This is a genomic window from Nocardia amikacinitolerans NBRC 108937 (genome assembly GCF_001612615.1).
GTDB classification, from domain to species: Bacteria; Actinomycetota; Actinomycetes; order Mycobacteriales; family Mycobacteriaceae; genus Nocardia; species Nocardia amikacinitolerans.
Genome location: NZ_BDAU01000026.1, coordinates 79901 through 99591, shown reverse-complemented (window position 1 = coordinate 99591; position 19691 = coordinate 79901). Strand labels below are relative to the sequence as shown.

The 19691-nt window shown below is 68.2% G+C and carries 15 protein-coding genes; 7 read left to right on the top strand and 8 right to left on the bottom strand.

Annotated features, from left to right (window positions below):
- Positions 1–643 precede the first annotated feature (643 nt).
- From NAM01S_RS20025 to NAM01S_RS20015, 3 genes are all read right to left on the bottom strand, one after another.
- Positions 644–3322 carry a polynucleotide kinase-phosphatase gene (locus NAM01S_RS20025; protein WP_067787457.1) on the bottom strand — a complete coding sequence of 893 codons (2679 nt, stop codon included), beginning with the start codon at positions 3320–3322 and terminating at the stop codon, positions 644–646.
- Positions 3322–5106 carry a 3' terminal RNA ribose 2'-O-methyltransferase Hen1 gene (locus tag NAM01S_RS20020; protein WP_067787506.1) on the bottom strand — a complete coding sequence of 595 codons (1785 nt, stop codon included), beginning with the start codon at positions 5104–5106 and terminating at the stop codon, positions 3322–3324. The genes NAM01S_RS20025 and NAM01S_RS20020 overlap by 1 nt, the downstream gene beginning before the upstream one ends.
- A 133-nt stretch (positions 5107–5239) precedes the next feature.
- Positions 5240–7699 carry a phosphoketolase family protein gene (locus tag NAM01S_RS20015; protein ID WP_372511693.1) on the bottom strand — a complete coding sequence of 820 codons (2460 nt, stop codon included), beginning with the start codon at positions 7697–7699 and terminating at the stop codon, positions 5240–5242.
- 142 nt (positions 7700–7841) lie between these two features.
- Here NAM01S_RS20015 and NAM01S_RS20010 point away from each other — a divergent pair, with 142 nt between their 5' ends.
- The 6 genes from NAM01S_RS20010 (at position 7842) to NAM01S_RS19985 (ending at position 13810) form a co-directional block, all read left to right on the top strand.
- Positions 7842–8402 carry an FKBP-type peptidyl-prolyl cis-trans isomerase gene (locus NAM01S_RS20010; RefSeq protein WP_067787456.1) on the top strand — a complete coding sequence of 187 codons (561 nt, stop codon included), beginning with the start codon at positions 7842–7844 and terminating at the stop codon, positions 8400–8402.
- Positions 8403–8551: 149 nt separating this feature from the next.
- Positions 8552–9913: a trigger factor gene (gene tig / locus NAM01S_RS20005; RefSeq protein WP_067787502.1), complete on the top strand. Its 1362-nt coding sequence runs from the start codon at positions 8552–8554 to the stop codon at positions 9911–9913.
- A 217-nt stretch (positions 9914–10130) separates the two neighbouring features.
- Entirely contained in the window at positions 10131–10718 is a 588-nt protein-coding gene (locus NAM01S_RS20000) for an ATP-dependent Clp protease proteolytic subunit (RefSeq protein WP_067787454.1), read from the top strand.
- 70 nt (positions 10719–10788) lie between these two features.
- A complete protein-coding gene (locus NAM01S_RS19995) occupies positions 10789–11454 on the top strand; it encodes an ATP-dependent Clp protease proteolytic subunit (protein WP_067787453.1) in 666 nt (221 codons plus the stop codon).
- 440 nt (positions 11455–11894) lie between these two features.
- Positions 11895–13175, top strand: a complete 1281-nt coding sequence (gene clpX / locus NAM01S_RS19990; protein ID WP_067787500.1) for an ATP-dependent Clp protease ATP-binding subunit ClpX — start codon at positions 11895–11897, stop codon at positions 13173–13175.
- A gap of 230 nt (positions 13176–13405) precedes the next feature.
- Positions 13406–13810 carry an STAS domain-containing protein gene (locus tag NAM01S_RS19985; RefSeq protein WP_067787451.1) on the top strand — a complete coding sequence of 135 codons (405 nt, stop codon included), beginning with the start codon at positions 13406–13408 and terminating at the stop codon, positions 13808–13810.
- A 61-nt stretch (positions 13811–13871) separates the two neighbouring features.
- On the opposite strand, the gene NAM01S_RS19980 is transcribed toward NAM01S_RS19985, so the two are convergent.
- A complete protein-coding gene (locus tag NAM01S_RS19980) occupies positions 13872–14249 on the bottom strand; it encodes a nuclear transport factor 2 family protein (protein ID WP_067787449.1) in 378 nt (125 codons plus the stop codon).
- A 295-nt stretch (positions 14250–14544) separates the two neighbouring features.
- Complete coding sequence (locus NAM01S_RS19975; protein WP_067787448.1) at positions 14545–15156, bottom strand: dihydrofolate reductase family protein; 612 nt, start codon at positions 15154–15156, stop codon at positions 14545–14547.
- Positions 15157–15338: 182 nt separating this feature from the next.
- On the opposite strand from NAM01S_RS19975, the gene mihF reads away from it, so the two are divergent.
- On the top strand, positions 15339–15653 hold the full coding sequence (mihF, locus tag NAM01S_RS19970) for an integration host factor, actinobacterial type (RefSeq protein WP_067787445.1): 315 nt from the start codon (positions 15339–15341) through the stop codon (positions 15651–15653).
- Between the two features lie 139 nt (positions 15654–15792).
- Here the strand turns inward: mihF and NAM01S_RS19965 are convergent, their stop codons facing one another.
- The 3 genes from NAM01S_RS19965 to NAM01S_RS19955 all read right to left on the bottom strand — a co-directional run bounded on the left by NAM01S_RS19965 (position 15793) and on the right by NAM01S_RS19955 (position 19677).
- Positions 15793–16326 carry a hypothetical protein gene (locus NAM01S_RS19965; protein ID WP_067787443.1) on the bottom strand — a complete coding sequence of 178 codons (534 nt, stop codon included), beginning with the start codon at positions 16324–16326 and terminating at the stop codon, positions 15793–15795.
- 140 nt (positions 16327–16466) lie between these two features.
- The gene (gene fdhD / locus NAM01S_RS19960; protein ID WP_067787441.1) at positions 16467–17303 is read right to left on the bottom strand and encodes a formate dehydrogenase accessory sulfurtransferase FdhD; all 837 of its coding nucleotides are present in this window, start codon (positions 17301–17303) and stop codon (positions 16467–16469) included.
- Positions 17304–17367: 64 nt separating this feature from the next.
- Positions 17368–19677 (bottom strand): FdhF/YdeP family oxidoreductase, encoded by a 2310-nt coding sequence (locus tag NAM01S_RS19955; protein ID WP_067787438.1) that lies wholly within the window; start codon positions 19675–19677, stop codon positions 17368–17370.
- Positions 19678–19691: the final 14 nt, after the last annotated feature.

The following is a 19691-nucleotide window of genomic DNA, read 5'->3' as shown; positions in this document are numbered from 1 at the left end:
CGGTCGTTCCCACTGTGTGCGGGGTACCCAGGGTGAACCTTTCGATGCCTCAGCGCTTCACATCGCGGGCTCGCCTGACCCCGAGAACCTGCGACGACCTGGGGATATCGCGCCCGGCATCCATCTGGCAAGCGGCTGCCGACGTCGAATCCGTGCCGACGGGAGGTCCCGAGCCGCGGTGAAAGTCCTCTGGACGACGCGCCCGCCCTCGTTCACGTAGCGGCGGTCGAGAACGAAGGTCGGCGCACCGGTGACGCCGGGTACGTGCGCCACCGGTGACGTCGGGCCGCGCGGCACGGGTGACGTCGGGTACGCGCGGGCGGGTGACGTCGGGTACGCGCGGGCGGGTGACGTCGGGTACGCGCGGGCGGGTGACGTCGGGTACGCGCCTCGGTTTCGTCGCCCTCCACGTCGACGGTGAAGCCGTATCGAGCGGGTGGTCAACCTATCGGCCTCCTCGTCTACGGCCGGACGGACAAGCATGCGCACATCGGACAGCTGCCCTTCCTCCAGCCTTCGCTCTGCCGCGTGCGCGGCGGACGACGCCCGGCTATTCCGCCTCCTGCGCCGTCCGCACCGACGCGGCTCGGCGGGTTCCGATTCGAGAGCCAGCACCACGAACAACCGCCTCGAGCGCCGCCCGTCACAGTCGCGGGTCGACCGGCTCCGATTCCAGGGCCAGCACCGCGAACACCGCCTCGTGCACCCGCCACAGTGGCTCGCCCGCGACGAACCGGTCCAGCGCCTCCAGCCCGAGCGCATACTCGCGCAGCGCCATCGACCGCTTGCGCCCGAGACCGCGGGTGCGCAGGCGGCGAAGGTTGGGCTCGCGCAGGTACTCCGGGCCGTAGATGATCCGAAGGTATTCGGGTCCACGGCATTTCACGCCCGGCTGCACCAGGCGGGCCGACTGTTCTCGGGGTGGCGTGTCGGTCGTTTCCGAAGTATCCGGTGCCGAACCGGGTCCCTCGAGACCACGCTCACCGTCGGTGCCGGGGCGGTCGACGGATCGACTTCGGACGAGGGAATCGAACGGCTTCACGACCATGCCCTCGCCGCCCGCGGTGGTGAGTTCGATCCACCACGCCGTCGCGGCCGCTTCGCTGTCGGCATCGGCGAGATCCACCACCATCCGGCGCGTCGGCGTGAACAGCTCCGGATCGGCGGCGACCAGGCGATCGATCACCGCCAGGTGCCAGGCGTGGTCGCGGGTGGCGTGGTTGACGCCCTCCGCCGCCAGCAGTTGGAACGGGGCGAGGCGCAGCCCGGCCAGCCCGTCGGTCGTCCAGCAGTAGCGTCCGTAGGCGGTGGTGAAGGCCGCGGCGTCCGCGCGCCGTCCCGCGGTGCGCTCGGCCAGCTCGGTGACGTCCTGGCCGCGCGCCGCGACGGCCGCCAGCACCGCCGCGGTGTCGCCGAGCGCGGCCCTCGCTGCGGCGCCGACCGCCGCGTACTGGTTGCGCAGCAGTCCGACGGCCTTCGCCGACCACGGCAGCAGTTCCGTGTCCAGCAGCAGCCACTCGCTGCGCAAGTCCTCGAACAGCCCCGCGGCCTCGGCCGCCGCGCGGACTCGCGCGAGCAACGACTCGGTCTGGGCGGGGTCGTCGAAGAACGGGCGGCCGGTGCGCGTGTAGATCGCGCCCGTGCCGTCGTCCTCGACGCCGAAACGGTCCCGCGCGACCGCCGCTGAGCGGGTCACCAGGACGACGGCGCGCGAGCCCATGTGCTTCTCCTCGCACACCACCCGGCCCACCCCTTCGCTCCGGTAGTAGGCGAACGCCTCGGCCGGATGCTCGAGGTAGCCGTCCAGCGACGAAGTCGCGCACGGCGCCATCGTCGGCGGAAGGTACACCAGCCAGCGCGGATCGATCGCGAAGCGGCTCATCACCTCCAGGGCGGCCCCGGCGTTCTCCTCCTGCACGCCGACGCGGCCGTGGTGGCGGGTGTGCACCACGCGGCGGCCAAGCACGTCGTCGAGATCCAGCACGCCGGGATCGCGGTGCACCACGGCGGCGGTCGTGTCGGCCGTGGTGGCTACGGCCGGCGCGAGCGGGCGCACCGGCTCGTACCAAACCTGTTCGGCGGGAACGGAAACCGGCTCGCGCTCCGGGTAGCGCAGCGCCGTGAGACGACCGCCGAACACCACGCCGGTATCCAGGCAGAGCGTGTTGTTCACCCAGCGCAGCTCGGTCACCGGCGTGTGGCCGTACAGCACGGTGGCACGGCCGCGGTAGTCCGATGCCCACGGATAGCGCACCGGAAAGCCGTATTCGTCCGTCTCGCCGGTCGATTCGCCGTACATCGCGAACGCGCGGACCCGGCCGGACGCGCGGCCCTGGTACTCCTCTTTCAGTCCGGCATGCGCGACGACGAGGTTGCCGCCGTCGAGTACGTAGTGGCTGATCAGCCCGCGGCAGAAGTCGAGCGTGGCCTTGCGGAAATCCTCGTCCTCCGCCTCGAGCTGGCTCAGCGATTCGGCGAGGCCGTGCGCGACCTTGACCTTCTTGCCGTCCAGCGCGCGAACCAGCTTGTGTTCGTGATTGCCGGTGACGCACAGCGCCGTTCCCGCGGCGACCATGCCCATCACCAGCCGCAATACACCCGGGGTGTCGGGGCCGCGGTCGACAAGGTCGCCGACGAACACCGCGGTGCGTCCGTGCGGATGACGCGCGCCGACCGCACGCCCGGCCTCGTCACGCTCCAGCGCGTACCCGAGTTCGCCGAGCAGCGTCTCCAGTTCGGCGCGGCAGCCGTGTACGTCGCCGATCACGTCGAACGGCCCGGTGAGTTCGCGCTTGTCGTTCCATGCCTTCTCGTCGACGACGGTCGCGCCCTCGATCTCCTCGGTCCCGCGCAACACGTACACCTTGCGGAAGCCCTCGCGCTCCAAGCCGCGCAGACCGCGCCGCAGCTCCCGCTGCTGGCGATGCACCACGTGCGCGGCGAGATGCGAACGATCGGGCCGCAGCGCATTGCGTCGCAGGCACACCGCGTCCGGCACGTCGAGCACGATGGCCACCGGAAGCACATCGTGGGCGCGCGCCACCGCGACGAGCTCCTGCCGCGCCCGCGGCTGCACGTTCGTCGCATCGATCACCGTGCGCAGGCCGCGGCGCAGCCGGATACCCGCGATGTGGTGCAGCAGCGCGAACGCGTCCGGGGTGGCCGACTGGTCGTTCTCATCGTCGCTGACGATGCCGCGGCACGCGTCGGAAGAGACGACGGCCGTCTGCGGAAAGTGCTTGCGCGCGAACGTCGACTTGCCCGAGCCGGTGCTGCCGATGAGCACGACGAGCGACAGTTCAGGGATGGACAGTTCGGTCATCACACGGCTCCTTTCGTGTCCGCGCCGGTGGGCCGGGGCCCGTCGATTCTGGTGAACAACGCCAGCTGTGTTGGCGCACCGAGCCCGGGATGCTCGTCGCCAACGGGGCGCAGCCGAACGCGGTACCCGTTGCGCTGCGCGACGCCGGTCGCCCAGGCGGCGAATTCGGCGCGGGTCCACTCGAACCGGTGGTCGTCGTGGCGGAACTTGCCCGCGGGCAAGGTCTCGTAGGCCGCGTTGTATTCCGAGTTCGGCGTCGTCACCACGACGGAACCCGGTGCGGCCGTCGCGAATACGGCGTGCTCCAGCGCGCCGAGGCGGGGCGGGTCGACGTGCTCGATCACCTCCATCAGCACCGCCGCGTCGTAGCCGCGCAGCCGCGCGTCGGTGTAGGTGAGCGCGCCCTGGAGCAACGTGAGCCTGCGCGCGACACGCTCCGGCATGCGGTCCAGCCGCAGCTTGCGCTTGGCGATGTGCAGCGCCCGCATCGACACGTCGACGCCGACGATCTCGGTGAACATCTTGTCCGCAAGCAACTCTCGCAGCAGAGCGCCCTCACCGCACCCGAGATCCAGTACCCGCTGCGCCCCGACCTCACCCAGCGCGTCGAGCACCGCCCGCCGCCGCTGCACCGCCAGAGACGGCGCGCGGGTTTCGCCGGTGCCTTGTTCGCCCGCCGAGTCGACGGCAGACGCGCCAGCGGCGGCGCCCAGTGCGGATTCATCCGTTCGCTGCGTCACCGCGAGCGAGACGGCCTGGTCCGGGGCAGGGTGCATTCCGTAGGATGTTGCGTCGCCCAGCGACGATCCAGGCTGAGCGTCTGCCGCGTCTAGCGGTGTGCACTGTGTCGCCATGCCGTTCCCGTGCGAACCCGTAGCTCCAGCGGTGTGCTCCGGAATCGAACTGTCCGCCCGCGAAGAGGTAGCGCTGCCGCCGTGCGAAGAACGGTCGGATGAACCGGAAGCGTTGTAGCTCAACGCATCCGCGCCATCGACGTAGTCCTCCACCGCGCCGAGATCATCCGGATCGGCCTCGTCGATCTCCGCCAAGCGCGCCAGCGCTGTCCGAACGAGCGACTGACGCCGGGCCAGGTAGCGCCGGGCGATCCACCCGCGTTCCGGATGCTCGGCCAACCACCCGCCGCCCGCGCGGATCAGCTTGTCGACCTCGTCGGCGGCCATCCAGTAGTGCTTGGCTCCGTCGAGGACGGGCAGCAGAACGTACAGGTGCGAGAGGGCGTCGGCCAGCCGCATGTCACCGGCCAGGGCCAACCGCAGATAGTGCGAATCACCCCACTCCGGGAAGGCGGGATCGAGGGGGAGCGGCGTGGTCGAGACATTCCAGCCGAGCGGTGCGAACACCCGCTCCGCGGCCTCGGCGCCACCCTTGCACGGCACCGCGGGCAGTTCGATCCGCAACGGCAGCGCGGCGAGCGCGAGTTCCGGACGCGCTTTGCACTGCCCGTGCAGCGCCGTGCGGAACACCGCGCCGATCGCCACGGACAACAGCGACGACGCCGCGTACGGCCGGTCGTTGACGTACTGACCGAGGCTGAAATCCGGTGTGCCACGGGAACGTCCGCGCACCAAGCGGATCGGGTCCACCTCTAGGACCAACGCCGCGGTACAGCGCGCCGGATCCGCCTCCGGATACACCACGTGCGCGGTGCCGTAGGACTGCTCGAACGCCTGCACCCGCTCGGGGTTTTTGTGCAGCAGGAACCCGAGATCGGTCGCGGGCCAGTCCGCGCCCTCCGGTCGCGTGCAGGTGATCGTCAGCAGCATGCTGCGATCGTCGCCGACCCTCCACGGGCCCGCAAGGAAGTTTTCCACAGCGGCGGTGTATTTCCATCTGGCACAAACAATTTCGGGGCCGATATGTGAACAACCGGCTGTCGCTCCCGCCGCGCGGCTACTGTCAGAGGCTGACTTCGGGCCAGCTCCATTCCGCGACGCACGGGATGTCTTCGCCGTGCTCGCGGGTCCACGCGCGTGCCTTCCAGCGGGCATCGACCATCTCCTGGCGCAGCCCCGCGGCCTTCTCGCGCAGGTCGGGCACCCGGTCGATGACGTCCATGACGAGGTGGTATCGGTCCAGGTCGTTGAGCATCACCATGTCGAAAGGAGTTGTCGTGGTCCCCTCTTCCTTGTATCCGCGGACGTGCATCTCACCGTGGTTGGTGCGCCGGTAGGTCAGCCGGTGAACCAGCCACGGGTAGCCGTGGAAGGCGAAGATCACCGGACGGTCGGTGGTGAACAGCGTGTCGAACTCCCTGTCGGGCAGGCCGTGCGGATGCTCGTCGGCGGGCAGCAGCCGCATCAGGTCCACCACGTTGACCACGCGAACTCGCAAGTCCGGCAACCGATCACGCAGAATCGCCGCGGCGGCCAGTGTCTCCAGCGTCGGCACGTCACCGGCGCACGCCAGCACGACATCCGGTGTGCTGCCGACGGTGTCGTTGTTGCCCGCCCACTCCCACATGCCGAGGCCTCTGGCGCAGTGGGTTGCTGCGTCGGGAACCGACAGCCAGTCCTCCTGCGGCTGTTTGCCCGCCACCACCACGTTGACGTAGTGGCGTGAGCGCAGGCAGTGGTCGTAGGTGCAGAGCAGGGTGTTGGCGTCCGGTGGCAGGTAGACCCGCACGATCTCGGGCTTCTTGTTCAACACCACGTCGAGGAAGCCGGGATCCTGGTGGGTGAACCCGTTGTGGTCCTGTCGCCAGACGTGCGAGGACAGCAGATAGTTCAGGCTGGCGATCGGCCGCCGCCACGACACCGCCGCGCTCGCGTCCAGCCACTTGGCGTGCTGGTTGAACATCGCGTCGACGATGTGGATGAACGCCTCGTAGCAGGTGAACACCCCGTGCCTGCCGGTCAGCAGATACCCCTCCAGCAGGCCCTGGCACATGTGCTCGGAGAGCACCTCGATCACCCGGCCGGTGCGGTCCAGCGCGACGTCGTATTCACCGATCTCGGCCTGCCAGTCGCGTCCGGTGACCTCCAGGATGTCCTGGAGCCGGTTGCTGGCGAGCTCGTCGGGCGCGAAGGTGAGGAAGTTGTCCGGATTGCGCCGGGTCACCTCGCGCAGCCAGCCGCCGAGCACCCGGGTTGCCTCGTGTTTCGTGCCGCCGGGCGAGTCCACCTCGACGCCGAACTCGCGCCAGTCCGGCAGGCGCAGATCGCGAACGAGCATGCCGCCGTTGGCCACCGGATTGGCGCTCATCCGCCGATCACCCGCTGGCACTTGGTCGAGCAATTCCGGCACCGGCTGGCCGGCGTCGTCGAACAGCTCCTCCGGGCGATACGAGCGCAGCCATCGTTCGAGCACCTCGCGATGCGAGTCGTTGTCCCGCGCGGCGGGCAGCGGCACCTGATGGGCGCGGAAGGTGCCTTCGATCGGGTCCCCGTCCACGACCGGAGGACAGGTCCAGCCCTTGGGGGTGCGCAGCACGATCATCGGCCAGCTCGCGGGCGCGCCGTCGGCGCCGGACCTGGCGGCGCGCTGAATCCGGTCGATCCGATCGAGGCAGCCGTCAACGGCAGCGGCCATCGCCTGGTGCACGGTCGCCGGATCGTCGCCCGCCACGACGATCGGCTCGTAGCCGCATCCGCGCAGCAGCTCGATCAGCTCGTGCTCCGGAATCCGCGCGAGAATGGTCGGATTGGCGATCTTGTACTGGTTGAGCGCCAGGATCGGCAACACCGCGCCGTCGCGTCCTGGATTGAGGAACTTGTTGGCGTGCCAGCTGCCTGCCAAAGGTCCGGTCTCGGCCTCGCCGTCGCCGATCACACAGAAGACCGTGAGGTCCGGATTGTCCAGCGCGGCGCCATAGGCGTGCAGCAGGGAATAGCCCAGCTCCCCGCCCTCGTGGAAGGAGCCCGGCGTCTCGGGCGCGCAGTGACTGGGCACCCCGCCGGGGAAGGAGAACTGGGCGAACAATGCCCCCATCCCAGCGCCGTCGCGCGGAATGTGGCTGTACAGCTCGGAATAGGTGCCCTCCAGCCACGCACAGGCGTTCGGACCGGGACCACCGTGGCCGGGACCGGCGACGAACACCGCGTTCAGTTCCCGGCGACGGATCACCCGGTTGGCATGCGCCCACACCAGATTCAGCCCGGGCACCGTGCCGAAGTGCCCGAGCAGCCGAGGCTTGATGTGCTCGGGCCGCAACGGTTCGCGCAGCAGCGGGTTCTTCATCAGATAGATCTGGCCGACCGACAGATAGTTCGCCGCGCGCCACCAAGCATCGATCGCGGTCAGTTCCGCGCGATCCAGCGGCCCGGACACCTCGCTCAGCCGATAGGGCCGGGGCGCGATGGAGACGCCGCCTCGCTCGCCGACATTGTCCGCCGAGGTGTCGCCCCCGGAACTGGCCATCTGCGTCATTCGCCGACTCTCCTCACGGTCGCTGGGAAATCCGCTTCACCGGCCGCATTACCCGTTCGGGGGCGGCGACACCCCGACACGGCCGGAAACCGCCGCTGGGCGCGAGGCCGCGTTGTGGTCTAGGGTCCGCCGCATGCACACACTCGGCAGGATCATCGGTGTCGGGGCCATCGCCGCGGCCGCGTTCACGCTGGCCGCCTGCGGCTCCGACGACGACAAGGACACCGCCGCCACCGCGACGGCGACCACCACAAGCGCCGCCGTCGCGCAGGCGAAGCACGGCCGGGAATGCACGGCCGAGGACATCGGGGTGACGGGCGGCTTCGGCGAGACGCCGACGGTGACCATCCCCGACGACTGCGACCCGCCCACCCAGCTGATCGTCAAGGATCTGGTCGAGGGCAGCGGCCCCGGAGCGGTGGCGGATCAGCCGCTCACCATGAACTACGTGCTGGTGACCTGGTCGGACAAGAAGAAACTGGACAGCTCGTTCGATCGCGGCAAGCCCTTCCAGCTGAACCTCGGCGCCGGTGAGGTCATCCCCGGCTGGGACCAAGGCCTCGTCGGTGTCCAGCAGGGCGCGCGCAGGCTGCTGATCATCCCGCCGAACCTGGGCTACGGCGCGGGCAGCGGCGGAATCAAGCCCAACGAGACGCTGGTCTTCGTCACCGACGCGGTCGGCGTCGGCAACTGAACGCAGCCGGTCGCGGCGCTGCGGGCAGCGCCGCGCCGTGACCGATTGCAGGCGCCGACGGCCGGTCAACTACCCTGGTCGGGATGCGTACGCGCACCCCGCTGGGAGTCGCGCCAACCCGAACGAACAACGAACCAAGGAGCATGTCCGTGAAGAGCACCGTCGAGCAGCTGAGCCCGACCCGGGTCCGGATCAATGTCGAGGTGCCCTTCGAGGAACTGAAGCCGGACTTCGATCGCGCCTACAAGGCCCTCGCCAAGCAGGTCCGCATCCCCGGTTTCCGCCCGGGCAAGGCGCCCGCCAAGCTCCTCGAAGCCCGCCTCGGCCGCGGCGCCGTCCTCGAGCAGGTCGTCAACGACGTGCTGCCCGGTCGCTACAGCGAGGCCGTCACCACCGCCGAGGTGAAGGTCATCGGCCAGCCCGACATCGAGATCACCAAGATCGAGGACGGCCAGGAGCTCGCCTTCACCGCCGAGGTCGACGTGCGTCCCGAGATCGAGCTGCCCAGCTACGAGGAGATCGAGGTCACCGTCGACGCGTTCAGCATCGGCGACGAGGACATCGAGGAGCAGCTCACCTCGCTGCGTCAGCGCTTCGGCACCCTGACCGGCGTGGAGCGTCCGGTTCAGAACGGCGACTTCGTCTCGATCGATCTGGCCGCCACCGTGGACGGCGAGGAGGTGGCCGACGCCGCCACCACCGGCCTGTCCCACGAGGTCGGCTCGGGCCAGCTCATCGAGGGCCTCGACGAGGCGATCGTCGGCCTGTCGGCCGGTGAGTCCAAGGAGTTCACCTCCACGCTGGTCGCGGGCGAGCACGCGGGCAAGGAAGCCGTCATCACGGTGACGGTGCAGTCGGTCAAGGAGCGCGAGCTGCCGGAGGCCGACGACGAGTTCGCCCAGCTCGCTTCGGAGTTCGACACCCTCGACGAGCTCAAGGAAGACCTGAAGAGCCGGGTCGAGCGGGTCAAGAAGGTGCAGCAGGCGGGCGAGATCCGCGACAAGGTCCTGGAGACCCTGCTGGAGAAGACCGAGGTCCCGCTGCCGGAGAAGGTCGTGCAGGCCGAGATCGACGCCGTGCTGCACGACGCCGTGCACGGCTTCGACCACGACGAGGCCAAGCTGGCCGAGGCGCTCGAGGCGCAGGGCTCCAGCCGCGAGGAGTTCGACAAGGACACCAAGGAGGCCGCCGAGAAGTCGGTGAAGACCCAGCTGCTGCTGGACGCCATCGCCGAGGCGGAGAACACCCAGGTCGGCCAGGAGGAGCTCACCGAGCGGATCCTGTTCCAGTCGCAGCGCTACGGCCTGTCGCCGGAGCAGTTCATCCAGCAGGTGCAGCAGGCCGGTCAGCTCGGCGCGGTCTTCGCCGACGTGCGCCGCGGCAAGGCGCTGGCCGGTGTCGTCGGTAAGGTGAAGGTCACCGATTCCGAGGGCAACGCCGTGGACACCGCCGAAATGTTCGGCGCGCCCGCGGATTCCGCCGACGAGACCGAGGCCGAGAGCGCCGAGTAGAACTGTGAAAGCGCAGCGTGAGACACAGCCGTATGGTTTCGTGATTGCGCTGTAAGCGAAGAAGGGCGGTACCGGGAGTTCGGTGCCGCCCTGCTTCGTTAATGTTTGTGACAACGAACCAGTGATGGCTGTGTGGCACTCAGCGCTGTTCAGCTTGCAGTGACAAGCCGGTGAGAAGAGAAGGCAGGTATCCGTGACAATCAACCAGGCAGGGGTCATGACATCCGCGACTGCTGGTCTCAACCTCAGTGATTCGGTGTACGAGCGCCTGCTGCGGGAGCGCATCATCTTCCTCGGCACCCAGGTCGACGACGACATCGCGAACAAGCTGTGCGCGCAGATCCTGCTGCTCTCGGCGGAGGATCCGACCAAGGACATCGCGCTGTACATCAACTCGCCCGGCGGCTCGGTGACCGCGGGCATGGCCATCTACGACACCATGCAGTTCGCCGAGTGCGACATCGCGACCTACGGCATGGGTCTGGCCGCCTCGATGGGCCAGTTCCTGCTGACCGCGGGCACCAAGGGCAAGCGCTACGCGCTGCCGCACGCGCGCATCATGATGCACCAGCCCTCGGCGGGCATCGGCGGTTCCGCGGCCGACATCGCGATCATGGCCGAGCAGTTCGCCCACACCAAGCGCGAACTCAACGAGCTCCAGGCGTTGCACACCGGCAGGTCGGTGGAGCAGGTCACCGCCGACGCCGACCGCGACCGCTGGTTCACGGCGAAGGAAGCCCTCGAGTACGGCTTCATCGACCACGTGATCAGCCACGCCAACCAGGCCAACGGCGCAGCCAAGTGAGCGGCGGCCGGACCAGCTCCGGCCCGCGCCGTAGTCAACCGTCGTTGAACACATAGACTTTGGAGACGAAATGGCTCTGATCGACCCACGCGCCGGCCTCTCCGGCATCGCGCCTGCCTCGCCGCAGTCGCGCTACATCCTGCCTTCGTTCATCGAGCACTCGAGCTTCGGTGTCAAGGAGTCCAACCCGTACAACAAGCTGTTCGAGGAGCGCATCATCTTCCTCGGCGTGCAGGTCGACGACGCCTCGGCGAACGACATCATGGCGCAGCTGCTCGTGCTGGAATCGCTGGATCCCGACCGCGACATCACGATGTACATCAACTCGCCGGGTGGCTCGTTCACCTCGCTGATGGCCATCTACGACACCATGCAGTACGTGCGCGCCGATGTCGCCACGGTCTGCCTCGGCCAGGCGGCCTCCGCCGCGGCCGTGCTGCTCGCCGCGGGCACCCCCGGCAAGCGCGCCTGCCTGCCCAACGCCCGCGTGCTGATCCACCAGCCTTCGCTGGAGGGCGGCATCCAGGGTCAGGTCTCGGACCTGGAGATCCAGGCCGCCGAGATCGAGCGCATGCGTCGCCTGATGGAGACCACCCTCGCGCGGCACACCGGCAAGGACGCGGACACCATCCGCAAGGACACCGACCGCGACAAGATCCTGACGGCCGAGGAGGCCAAGGAATACGGGATCATCGACACGGTGTTCGACTACCGCAAACTGAGCGCGCAGAAGTAAGGCGCTTGCGGGCTTTTCCGTTTCGCGGGATCGCTCGCAAGTTGCTGTGCGTCAGGCGAATACGGCCGGGCAGTGTGCCGAAGGCAGGCTGCCCGGCCGCTTCCGCTACGGTGTCATCGACCGTTCGCGAGGGTGGCGGACGGCGCGAACATCACGGCGGTCGGCCGGGCGCCGGGACCGGCCGCTCACCGGCGGAACATGTGCCGAACGTGTTTCGATGTCGTGAGAACACGCACAACCCCGGCGAGAAACATGCTCGAGTTGTCGACCTCCGTCGCGCACACCGGGTACGGTCGACCTAGGGACCTTTGCTCTCGGTTGACGGCATAGCTCGACCCGCCCGAAATACTCGAAGTGTTCGCGATTACACACGAGTTCGGCGGATTGCTGGCAACCTGGACAGACGGTTGCACGCGGACAAGGAAGTAGGGACCCACGAGATGGCGCGCATCGGAGACGGCGGCGATCTGCTGAAGTGCTCGTTCTGTGGAAAGAGCCAGAAGCAGGTCAAGAAGCTCATTGCGGGACCTGGCGTGTACATCTGTGACGAGTGCATCGATCTATGCAACGAGATCATCGAGGAGGAACTCGCCGAGTCCAGCGAGGTCAAACTCGACGAGCTGCCCAAACCTGCCGAAATCCGTGAGTTCCTGGAGAACTACGTCATCGGGCAGGACACCGCCAAGCGCACCCTCGCCGTGGCCGTGTACAACCACTACAAGCGCATCCAGGCGGGCGACAAGGGTCGCGACAGCCGCGGCGAGACCGTCGAGCTGACCAAGTCGAACATCCTCATGCTCGGCCCCACCGGCTGCGGCAAGACCTACCTCGCGCAGACCCTGGCGAAGATGCTGAACGTGCCGTTCGCGATCGCGGACGCCACGGCGCTCACCGAGGCGGGTTACGTCGGCGAGGACGTCGAGAACATCCTGCTGAAGCTGATCCAGGCCGCGGACTACGACGTCAAGCGGGCCGAGACCGGCATCATCTACATCGATGAGGTGGACAAGATCGCCCGCAAGAGCGAGAACCCCTCGATCACCCGCGACGTCTCCGGTGAGGGCGTGCAGCAGGCGCTGCTGAAGATCCTGGAGGGCACCCAGGCGAGCGTGCCGCCGCAGGGCGGACGCAAGCACCCGCACCAGGAGTTCATCCAGATCGACACCACGAACGTGCTGTTCATCGTGGCGGGCGCGTTCGCAGGCCTGGAGAAGATCATCTCCGACCGCACCGGCCACCGCGGCATCGGCTTCGGCGCCGAGGTGCGCTCCAAGGCCGAGATCGACACCACCGACCACTTCGCGGAGGTGATGCCCGAGGACCTGATCAAGTTCGGTCTGATCCCGGAGTTCATCGGCCGTCTGCCCGTGGTCGCGTCGGTGACGAACCTGGACAAGGAATCGCTGGTCAAGATCCTCTCCGAGCCGAAGAACGCGCTGGTCAAGCAGTACATCCGGCTGTTCGAGATGGACGGCGTCGAGCTGGAGTTCACCCAGGACGCGCTGGAAGCCATCGCCGATCAGGCCATCCTGCGCGGTACCGGCGCTCGCGGTCTGCGCGCCATCATGGAGGAAGTCCTGCTGCCGGTGATGTACGACATCCCGAGCCGCGACGATGTCGCCAAGGTGGTCGTGAACGCCGACACCGTGAACGACAACGTGCTGCCGACCATCGTGCCGCGCAAGCAGCAGCGCGCCGAGCGCCGGGAGAAGTCGGCGTAATTCGGAACTTCGAATCCGGGCCCGCGGGAAATCGTCCCGCGGGCCCGGATTTATGTCGGGCATGTCCGAATTGCCGAGATTGATTCGTAATTCGGGGTGTACTGACTTGTCTGTCCGGGTACTCGTTGGTCAGGGTTGAGTAGCCAGCCCAGTTCCGGGGCCTCGGGCAGCCGGGACGAACAATCGCCCGGCACGTATTCCAGTCCGGGCGCGACGGGACCGGGGTCCTCATGTCGACCGTATTTGCCACCCAATCCACCGATACCCGCTCGCACCGACCCGATCCCGCTGCGCGGCTACGGGTTTCGATCACCGCCCCGGGCGACGAGATCACGCTGTGCGCCGTGGCAGGTGAGGTGGACCAATTCACCGTCGAGGAGTTCCGGCGGCACCTGATCGGATCGCTCGACACCGCCGCCCCGCGCGTGGTCGTCGACATGTCGATGGTGACGTTCTTCGGGATTCCGGGGCTGCGCGTGCTGTTCGAGGCGCGTTCCGTGCTCGAGCAGACCGGAGGACGGTTGCTGCTGGTGACCGGCCCGCCGTGCGTGGACCGGCTGCTCCGAGTGGCCGCCGACGTCGTGACCTTCGAGACGACGACCGCCCTGGCGGGCGCGCTGCTCGACGCGGCATGACCCAGACGACGCGACGCCGCCCCGGAGGCGATTCCGGGGCGGCGTCGGCGTCGTGGGCGGCTCAGATCGGTTCGCCGCGCATGTCGTCCTGGCTCCAGTAGGCGCGCATCTTGACGATCTTGCCCTGCTCGTCGAACTCCATCGTGTCGATCGGCGTCAGCGTGAAGCGCTGATCGCCGACCTTGGTGATCACGTCGAACATGAACGCGGCGTGGTTGCCCGCGACCCGCACGGTGTCGGCGTGCAGCGCGGTCGACCGGTCCAGGTTGTCGAACACGGAGTAGAACTCGCGGATGGCGTCGTGGCCCTGCCGCAGCGGCGTGCCCGCGGGGTCCTCGACGGTCGCGTCGGCGGCGTAGAGCTCCACGATGTCTTCTGTCGGCCCGGTGCCGACCAGCTTGACGTACTGCTCGACGACGTCGCGAATCTGTTCTGTCATGTCAACCCCTGACGAATTGAAACGTGTTCCAATCCGGAGGCTAGCAGTCCGTGCCCGCGTCGTGTAGTCCGAAGGCCGTTCATCGGGACGCGGATCGTTGTGCGGTTGTGTCTGCCTCGCCGGGACGCGGTGACGATTCGTCGTCGAACGAATCGCGCCCGAGATGGGGAGCGCCGTTGATCCCCCTGGTTCGCCGTTGAACCTTGATCCCGAACGAATGCTGCTGTACTGACTTTCGCCGCTGCCGCTCCGTGTGTTACGTGGGTCACAAAGATCTTTTCCGGTGAACGGTCGGCTACTGGCCGACGGTGCCGTATTCGGGGGTGCCTGCGGCGCGGTAGGTCGTGATGTGGACTCCGGTGGGGGTGGTGCGCGAGTCGGTCAGGTGGAAGGCGGTCGGGGTGGATCCGGTGGCGAAGAGGCGTTTGCCGGTGCCGAGGAGGACCGGGAAGGTCAGCAGGTGCAAGGTGTCGATCAGGCCCGCGGCGAGCAGGGTCTGGGCGAGGTTGCCGCTGCCGTGGATCTGGATCTCCCGACCAGGGCGGGACTTCAGTTCGGCGACTCGCTGGGCGAGATCGCCGCGCAGCACTTCGGTGCCCGCCCAGTCGGCGTGCGAGAGCGTGTGGGTGCCAACGTATTTCGGCAGCGCGTTCAGGTTCGAGGCGATCGGGTCCGCGGGATCGTCGTGCTGCGGCCAGTAGCCCGCAAAGATCTCGTAGGTACGCCTGCCGAGCAGGAAGGCGTCCGCGCGAGCGAACACCTGGTTCATGAACTCGCCCCCGGCCTCGTCGAAGTAGGGTGCGGTCCAGCCGCCATGCGTGAAGCCGTCGCTGGTGTCCTCCTGCGGTGCGCCGGGGGCCTGGCAGACGCCGTCGATGGTGACGAACTGGGTGAGTGACAGTTCCATGGGGGGCTTCCTTTCGTCCGGTTCGCGCACTTCGCGCCTGCCCTTCACCGGTTCTGACGGCGGCGCGCCAGAAAACTCATCGCAACCTCTGACCGGTGTGTCGTCGGTGTGCCGCCGGTGCGGTGCTGTTTACTCGGTGCGGTCAACCAGATGTTCGAGTGACGAGTGAAAGCGGAGGAGACATGGCACTGCCCACGATGACCGCCGAGCAACGCACCGAGGCGTTGGCCAAAGCGGCTGCGGTGCGCAAGGCGCGCTCCGAATTGATCGGCAAGGTGAAGGCCGGCAAGGTGTCGGTCGCCGACCTGCTGAAGAAGGCGGAGTCCGACGATCTGGTGAAGAAGACCAAGGTCGCGGCGGTGATCAAGGCCCTGCCCGGCGTCGGTCCGGTGAAGGCCGCGAAGCTGATGGATCAGGCCGAGATTCCCGAGGACCGCCGCATCGGCGGCCTGGGCGCCCGGCAGCGGGCGGCGCTGCTCGAAGCACTGAAGGACTGACGACGCCGTAGCGACCTGGCTCGAGCCGGAGGCGCACGCCAGCACGCCCGAGGTGACCTACCAGCGGCTCGCGCCGACGGTCTCCCCGGGCTTTCCGTGCGACGCGCATCGCCTCCGGCCAGGCACTTCCACCCCGCCCTCAGCGGGTCGTGCGGCGGCGTGGGAAATGGAAATCGATGGGTTTGGGGTCCGGCGCCTGCGGACCACGCGGCGGCACCAACAGGCAGGCCGCGCCGAGCGCCAGCAGGGCCGCGGCGGCGAGCAGGCTCAATGTGAAGCTGACGCCGCTCATCGCGTCCGGCTTGTGCGACGCGTGGTAGATCAGATGCGGGGTGGCGAAGACCAGCCAACCCAGTCCTGCGGCCTGTGCCAGCGCGCTGCCGCCGCGCCACAGCGCGAAGCCGCTCACCGCGGCGAGGGCCAAGAAGAAGGCGCCGACGTCGCCGGCCAGATGGTGGTTGTAGGGCCCGTCGACGGCGATCCACTGCATACCGAACCCGGGGAAGCTGGTGTACCAGGAGTGCGGCGCGAGCACCGCCCACAGGCCGATCACGGCGCCCTGGAAGGTCAGAATTCCCAACATGATTCGCACGGCCAGCCAACGGCGGCGGTGCTGCTCGAAACGCATACGGACGCGCACGCCGCCGGACTTTCCTTCTACCGAGATCCGCATCGTTGGCTCCGTTCCTCGCCGAAGGGCGTTCGGGGGTGAAGTCACGGTAAATCGGACATCGGGGGCCGGGCAATAGTCACCTCGGCGGGGCTGGGACAGCTCGCCCGGACGGGCTGGGTCAGCTCGCCGAAGGGGTGGGGTCAGCTCGCCGGACGGGCGGAGGAACGTCGCTCCAAGCGGTGCGCGCCGGAGTAGACGTTCATGGTGTCCCCGCGCAGGAACCCGACCAAGGTGAGGCCGGATTCGTCGGCCAAGTCGACCGCCAGTGAGCTCGGCGCCGACACCGCGCCCAGCATCGGCACGCCAGCCATCACCGCCTTCTGGACCAGCTCGAAGGACGCCCTTCCGCTCACGATGAGCACCAGATCCGCTGCCGGAACGCGTTTTTCGCGCAACGCCCAGCCGAGTACCTTGTCCACCGCGTTGTGTCTGCCGATGTCTTCCCGCACCGCGAGCGCGGTCCCGTCGGCGGTGAACAGGCCCGCCGCGTGCAGACCGCCGGTGGCGTCGAAGACCGACTGCCGCGCGCGCAGGGTCTCGGGCATCGCGGCGAGCGCGGACGGGTCGACAGCCAAGGAGTCGGCCGGGATCGGGTAGCGGGTGCGCGCCCCGACCTCGTCCAGTGCGGTTTTGCCGCAGAGTCCGCACGAACTGGTGGTGAGGAAGTTGCGGGCGCGAGCAGGGGCGGGGACGCGCAGTGCTACATCGAGCACGTTGTAGGTGTTGCGGCCCTCCGCGTCGGTGCCCGCGCAGTACCGGGCGCTGACCACGTCTTCGGCCGACCCGATGATGTTCTCGCTCAACAGGAATCCGTGCACCAGGTCGATATCGGAGCCGGGGGTGCGCATGGTGACCGTCAGCGATTGCCCGCCGAGGCGGATCTCCAGCGGTTCCTCCACGGCCAGCGTGTCGGGGCGCTGGATCTCGCCGGAGGGAGACAGGCGCAGTGTGCGGCGGCGCGCGGTAACCCTGCTCACGACGTCGCCTCGCCTGCGCTGTGCGGCGTCGGGCCGTGGTGACGGTTCACTCGCCGACGCTCCTTCACGACCCGGCTCCGACGTGCACGTGTCGCTCCAGCCGGATGGGCACCGCCTTGGAGACCGGCGTATTGGACCGCGCCGCAACATGATCCAGCGGGACGAGCGGATTGGTCTCGGGATAGTAGGCGGCGGCGTTGCCGCGCGGCGTCGGGTAGGCGGCCACGCGGAAGCCTTGCACGCGACGCTCAACGCCGTCGGTCCACTCCGAGACCAGATCGACGAGATCGCCGTCCGCGAAGCCGAATTCGGCGATGTCCTGCTGATTCACCAGGACCACCCGCCGCCCGCCGTGCACGCCGCGGTAGCGGTCGTCGAGCCCGTAGATGGTGGTGTTGTACTGGTCGTGGCTGCGCAGCGTCTGCAAGATCAGCTTGCCTTCGGGTACCGGCACCCAGGTCAGCGGGTTGACCGCGAAGTTGGCCCGACCGGTCGACGTGCGGAATTCGCGGCTGTCGCGCGGCGGATGCGGCAGGACGAAACCGTTGCGCTGCCGGACCTTGGTGTTGTAGTCGGAACACCCTGGCACCACGCGGGCGATGGCGTCGCGGATCTTGTCGTAGTCGCGCTGGTAGCGCGCCCACGGCACGGGATGGTCCGCGCCGAACAGCGCGAGGGCGAGTTCGCAGACGATGGCGACCTCGCTGCGCAGCTGATCGCTGACGGGTTCGAGGCGGCCGGTGGACAGGTGCACCATCGACATCGAATCCTCGACCGACACTTGCTGTTTCGTCCCGTCTTGGACGTCCTTGTCGGTGCGACCGAGGGTGGGCAGGATCAGCGCGGTGCGCCCGTGCACCACGTGGCTGCGGTTGAGTTTGGTCGAGACCTGCACGGTGAGTTCGCAATTGCGCAGCGCGGCCTCGGTGACTTCGGTGTCGGGGGTGGCCGAGACGAAGTTGCCGCCCATGCCGAAGAACACCTTGGCGTGGCCGTCGCGCATGGCTCGGATGGAATTGACTGTGTCCCAGCCGTGTTCGCGCGGACTGGTGATGCCGAACTCGCGGTCGAGCGCGTCGAGGAAGGTGTCGGGCATCTTCTCCCAGATGCCCATCGTGCGGTCGCCCTGCACGTTGGAGTGTCCGCGCACCGGGCACACGCCCGCGCCCGGCTTGCCGATCATGCCGCGCAGCAACAGCAGGTTGGTCGCCTCCTCGATGGTGGCGACGCCGTGCGCCTGCTGGGTCAGGCCCATCGCCCAGCAGATGATGGTGCTGCGCGACTCGGCGAGCAGCCGCGCGGTGCGCTCGAGTTCCGCCATGGACAGTCCGGTTGCGGCCTGCACGACATCGAGATCGACCGCGCGCGTGTGCCTTTCGTAGTCGGCGAAGCCCGCGCAATGCGCGTCGACGAACGCGCGGTCGATCACGGTGCCCGGTGCCAGGTCTTCGGCCTCGAAGAGCAATTTGCCGAGACCTTGGAACAGAGCCATATCGCCGCCGAGCCGAATTTGCAGGAAATCGTCGGCGATGGCGACGCCGGTCGTGACGCCGCGCACGGTCTGCGGGTCACGGAAGCCGAGCAGACCGGTCTCGGGCAGCGGGTTGACCGCGATCACCTTGGCGCCATTGGCCTTGGCGTCGGCGAGCGCGCTGAGCATGCGGGGATGATTGGTGCCGGGGTTCTGGCCCGCGACGATGATCAGATCGGCCTTGCCGAAGTCGTCGATCGAGACCGAGCCCTTGCCGATGCCGATGGAGCTGATCAGCGCCGCGCCGGAGGACTCGTGGCACATGTTCGAGCAGTCCGGCAGGTTGTTGGTGCCGTAGCTGCGGACCAGCAACTGGTAGAGGAACGCCGTCTCGTTGGCGGTGCGGCCCGAGGTGTAGAACACGGCCTCGTCGGGCGAGGAGAGTGCGCGCAGCTGGTCGGCGATCAGGCGGTAGGCCTCGTCCCAGGCGATGGGGGAGTAATGCGTGTCGCCGGGGCGCAGCACCATCGGATGGGTGAGCCTGCCCTGCTGGCCGAGCCAGTAGCCGGATTTCCCGGCCAGCTCGTCGACCGAGTGGGTGGCGAAGAACTCCGGCGTCACGGTGCGCAGCGTCGCCTCCTCGGCGACGGCCTTGGCTCCGTTCTCGCAGAACTCCGCGGGGCGTCGGTGCCCGCTCGGCTCCGGCCACGCGCAGCCGGGGCAGTCGAAGCCGTTGACCTGGTTGAGCCTGGCCAGCGTGCGGGCGGTGCGGACGACGCCCATCTCCTCGACCGAGCGTTTCAGCGCCACGGCCACCGCCGTGACCCCCGCGGCCTGCTCTTTCGGCGCGGTGACGGTCAGCGCGGATTCATCGATGTCCTCGGTCGGGCCGTGACGATGCATGTCCCTATTGTCCT

Bases quoted from the DNA above. Each gene is read 5' to 3' on its own strand.
- NAM01S_RS19980 (WP_067787449.1), bottom strand. From the start codon at position 14,249: ATGACAGAACAGATTCGCGACGTCGTCGAGCAGTACGTCAAGCTGGTC.
- NAM01S_RS19965 (WP_067787443.1), bottom strand. From the start codon at position 16,326: ATGCGGATCTCGGTAGAAGGAAAGTCCGGCGGCGTGCGCGTCCGTATG.
- NAM01S_RS19995 (WP_067787453.1), top strand. From the start codon at position 10,789: ATGGCTCTGATCGACCCACGCGCCGGCCTCTCCGGCATCGCGCCTGCC.
- clpX (WP_067787500.1), top strand. From the start codon at position 11,895: ATGGCGCGCATCGGAGACGGCGGCGATCTGCTGAAGTGCTCGTTCTGT.
- NAM01S_RS20020 (WP_067787506.1), bottom strand. From the start codon at position 5,106: ATGCTGCTGACGATCACCTGCACGCGACCGGAGGGCGCGGACTGGCCC.
- NAM01S_RS20015 (WP_372511693.1), bottom strand. From the start codon at position 7,699: ATGGCCAGTTCCGGGGGCGACACCTCGGCGGACAATGTCGGCGAGCGA.
- NAM01S_RS19985 (WP_067787451.1), top strand. From the start codon at position 13,406: ATGTCGACCGTATTTGCCACCCAATCCACCGATACCCGCTCGCACCGA.
- NAM01S_RS20025 (WP_067787457.1), bottom strand. From the start codon at position 3,322: ATGACCGAACTGTCCATCCCTGAACTGTCGCTCGTCGTGCTCATCGGC.
- NAM01S_RS20000 (WP_067787454.1), top strand. From the start codon at position 10,131: ATGACATCCGCGACTGCTGGTCTCAACCTCAGTGATTCGGTGTACGAG.
- mihF (WP_067787445.1), top strand. From the start codon at position 15,339: ATGGCACTGCCCACGATGACCGCCGAGCAACGCACCGAGGCGTTGGCC.
- NAM01S_RS19955 (WP_067787438.1), bottom strand. From the start codon at position 19,677: ATGCATCGTCACGGCCCGACCGAGGACATCGATGAATCCGCGCTGACC.
- NAM01S_RS20010 (WP_067787456.1), top strand. From the start codon at position 7,842: ATGCACACACTCGGCAGGATCATCGGTGTCGGGGCCATCGCCGCGGCC.
- NAM01S_RS19975 (WP_067787448.1), bottom strand. From the start codon at position 15,156: ATGGAACTGTCACTCACCCAGTTCGTCACCATCGACGGCGTCTGCCAG.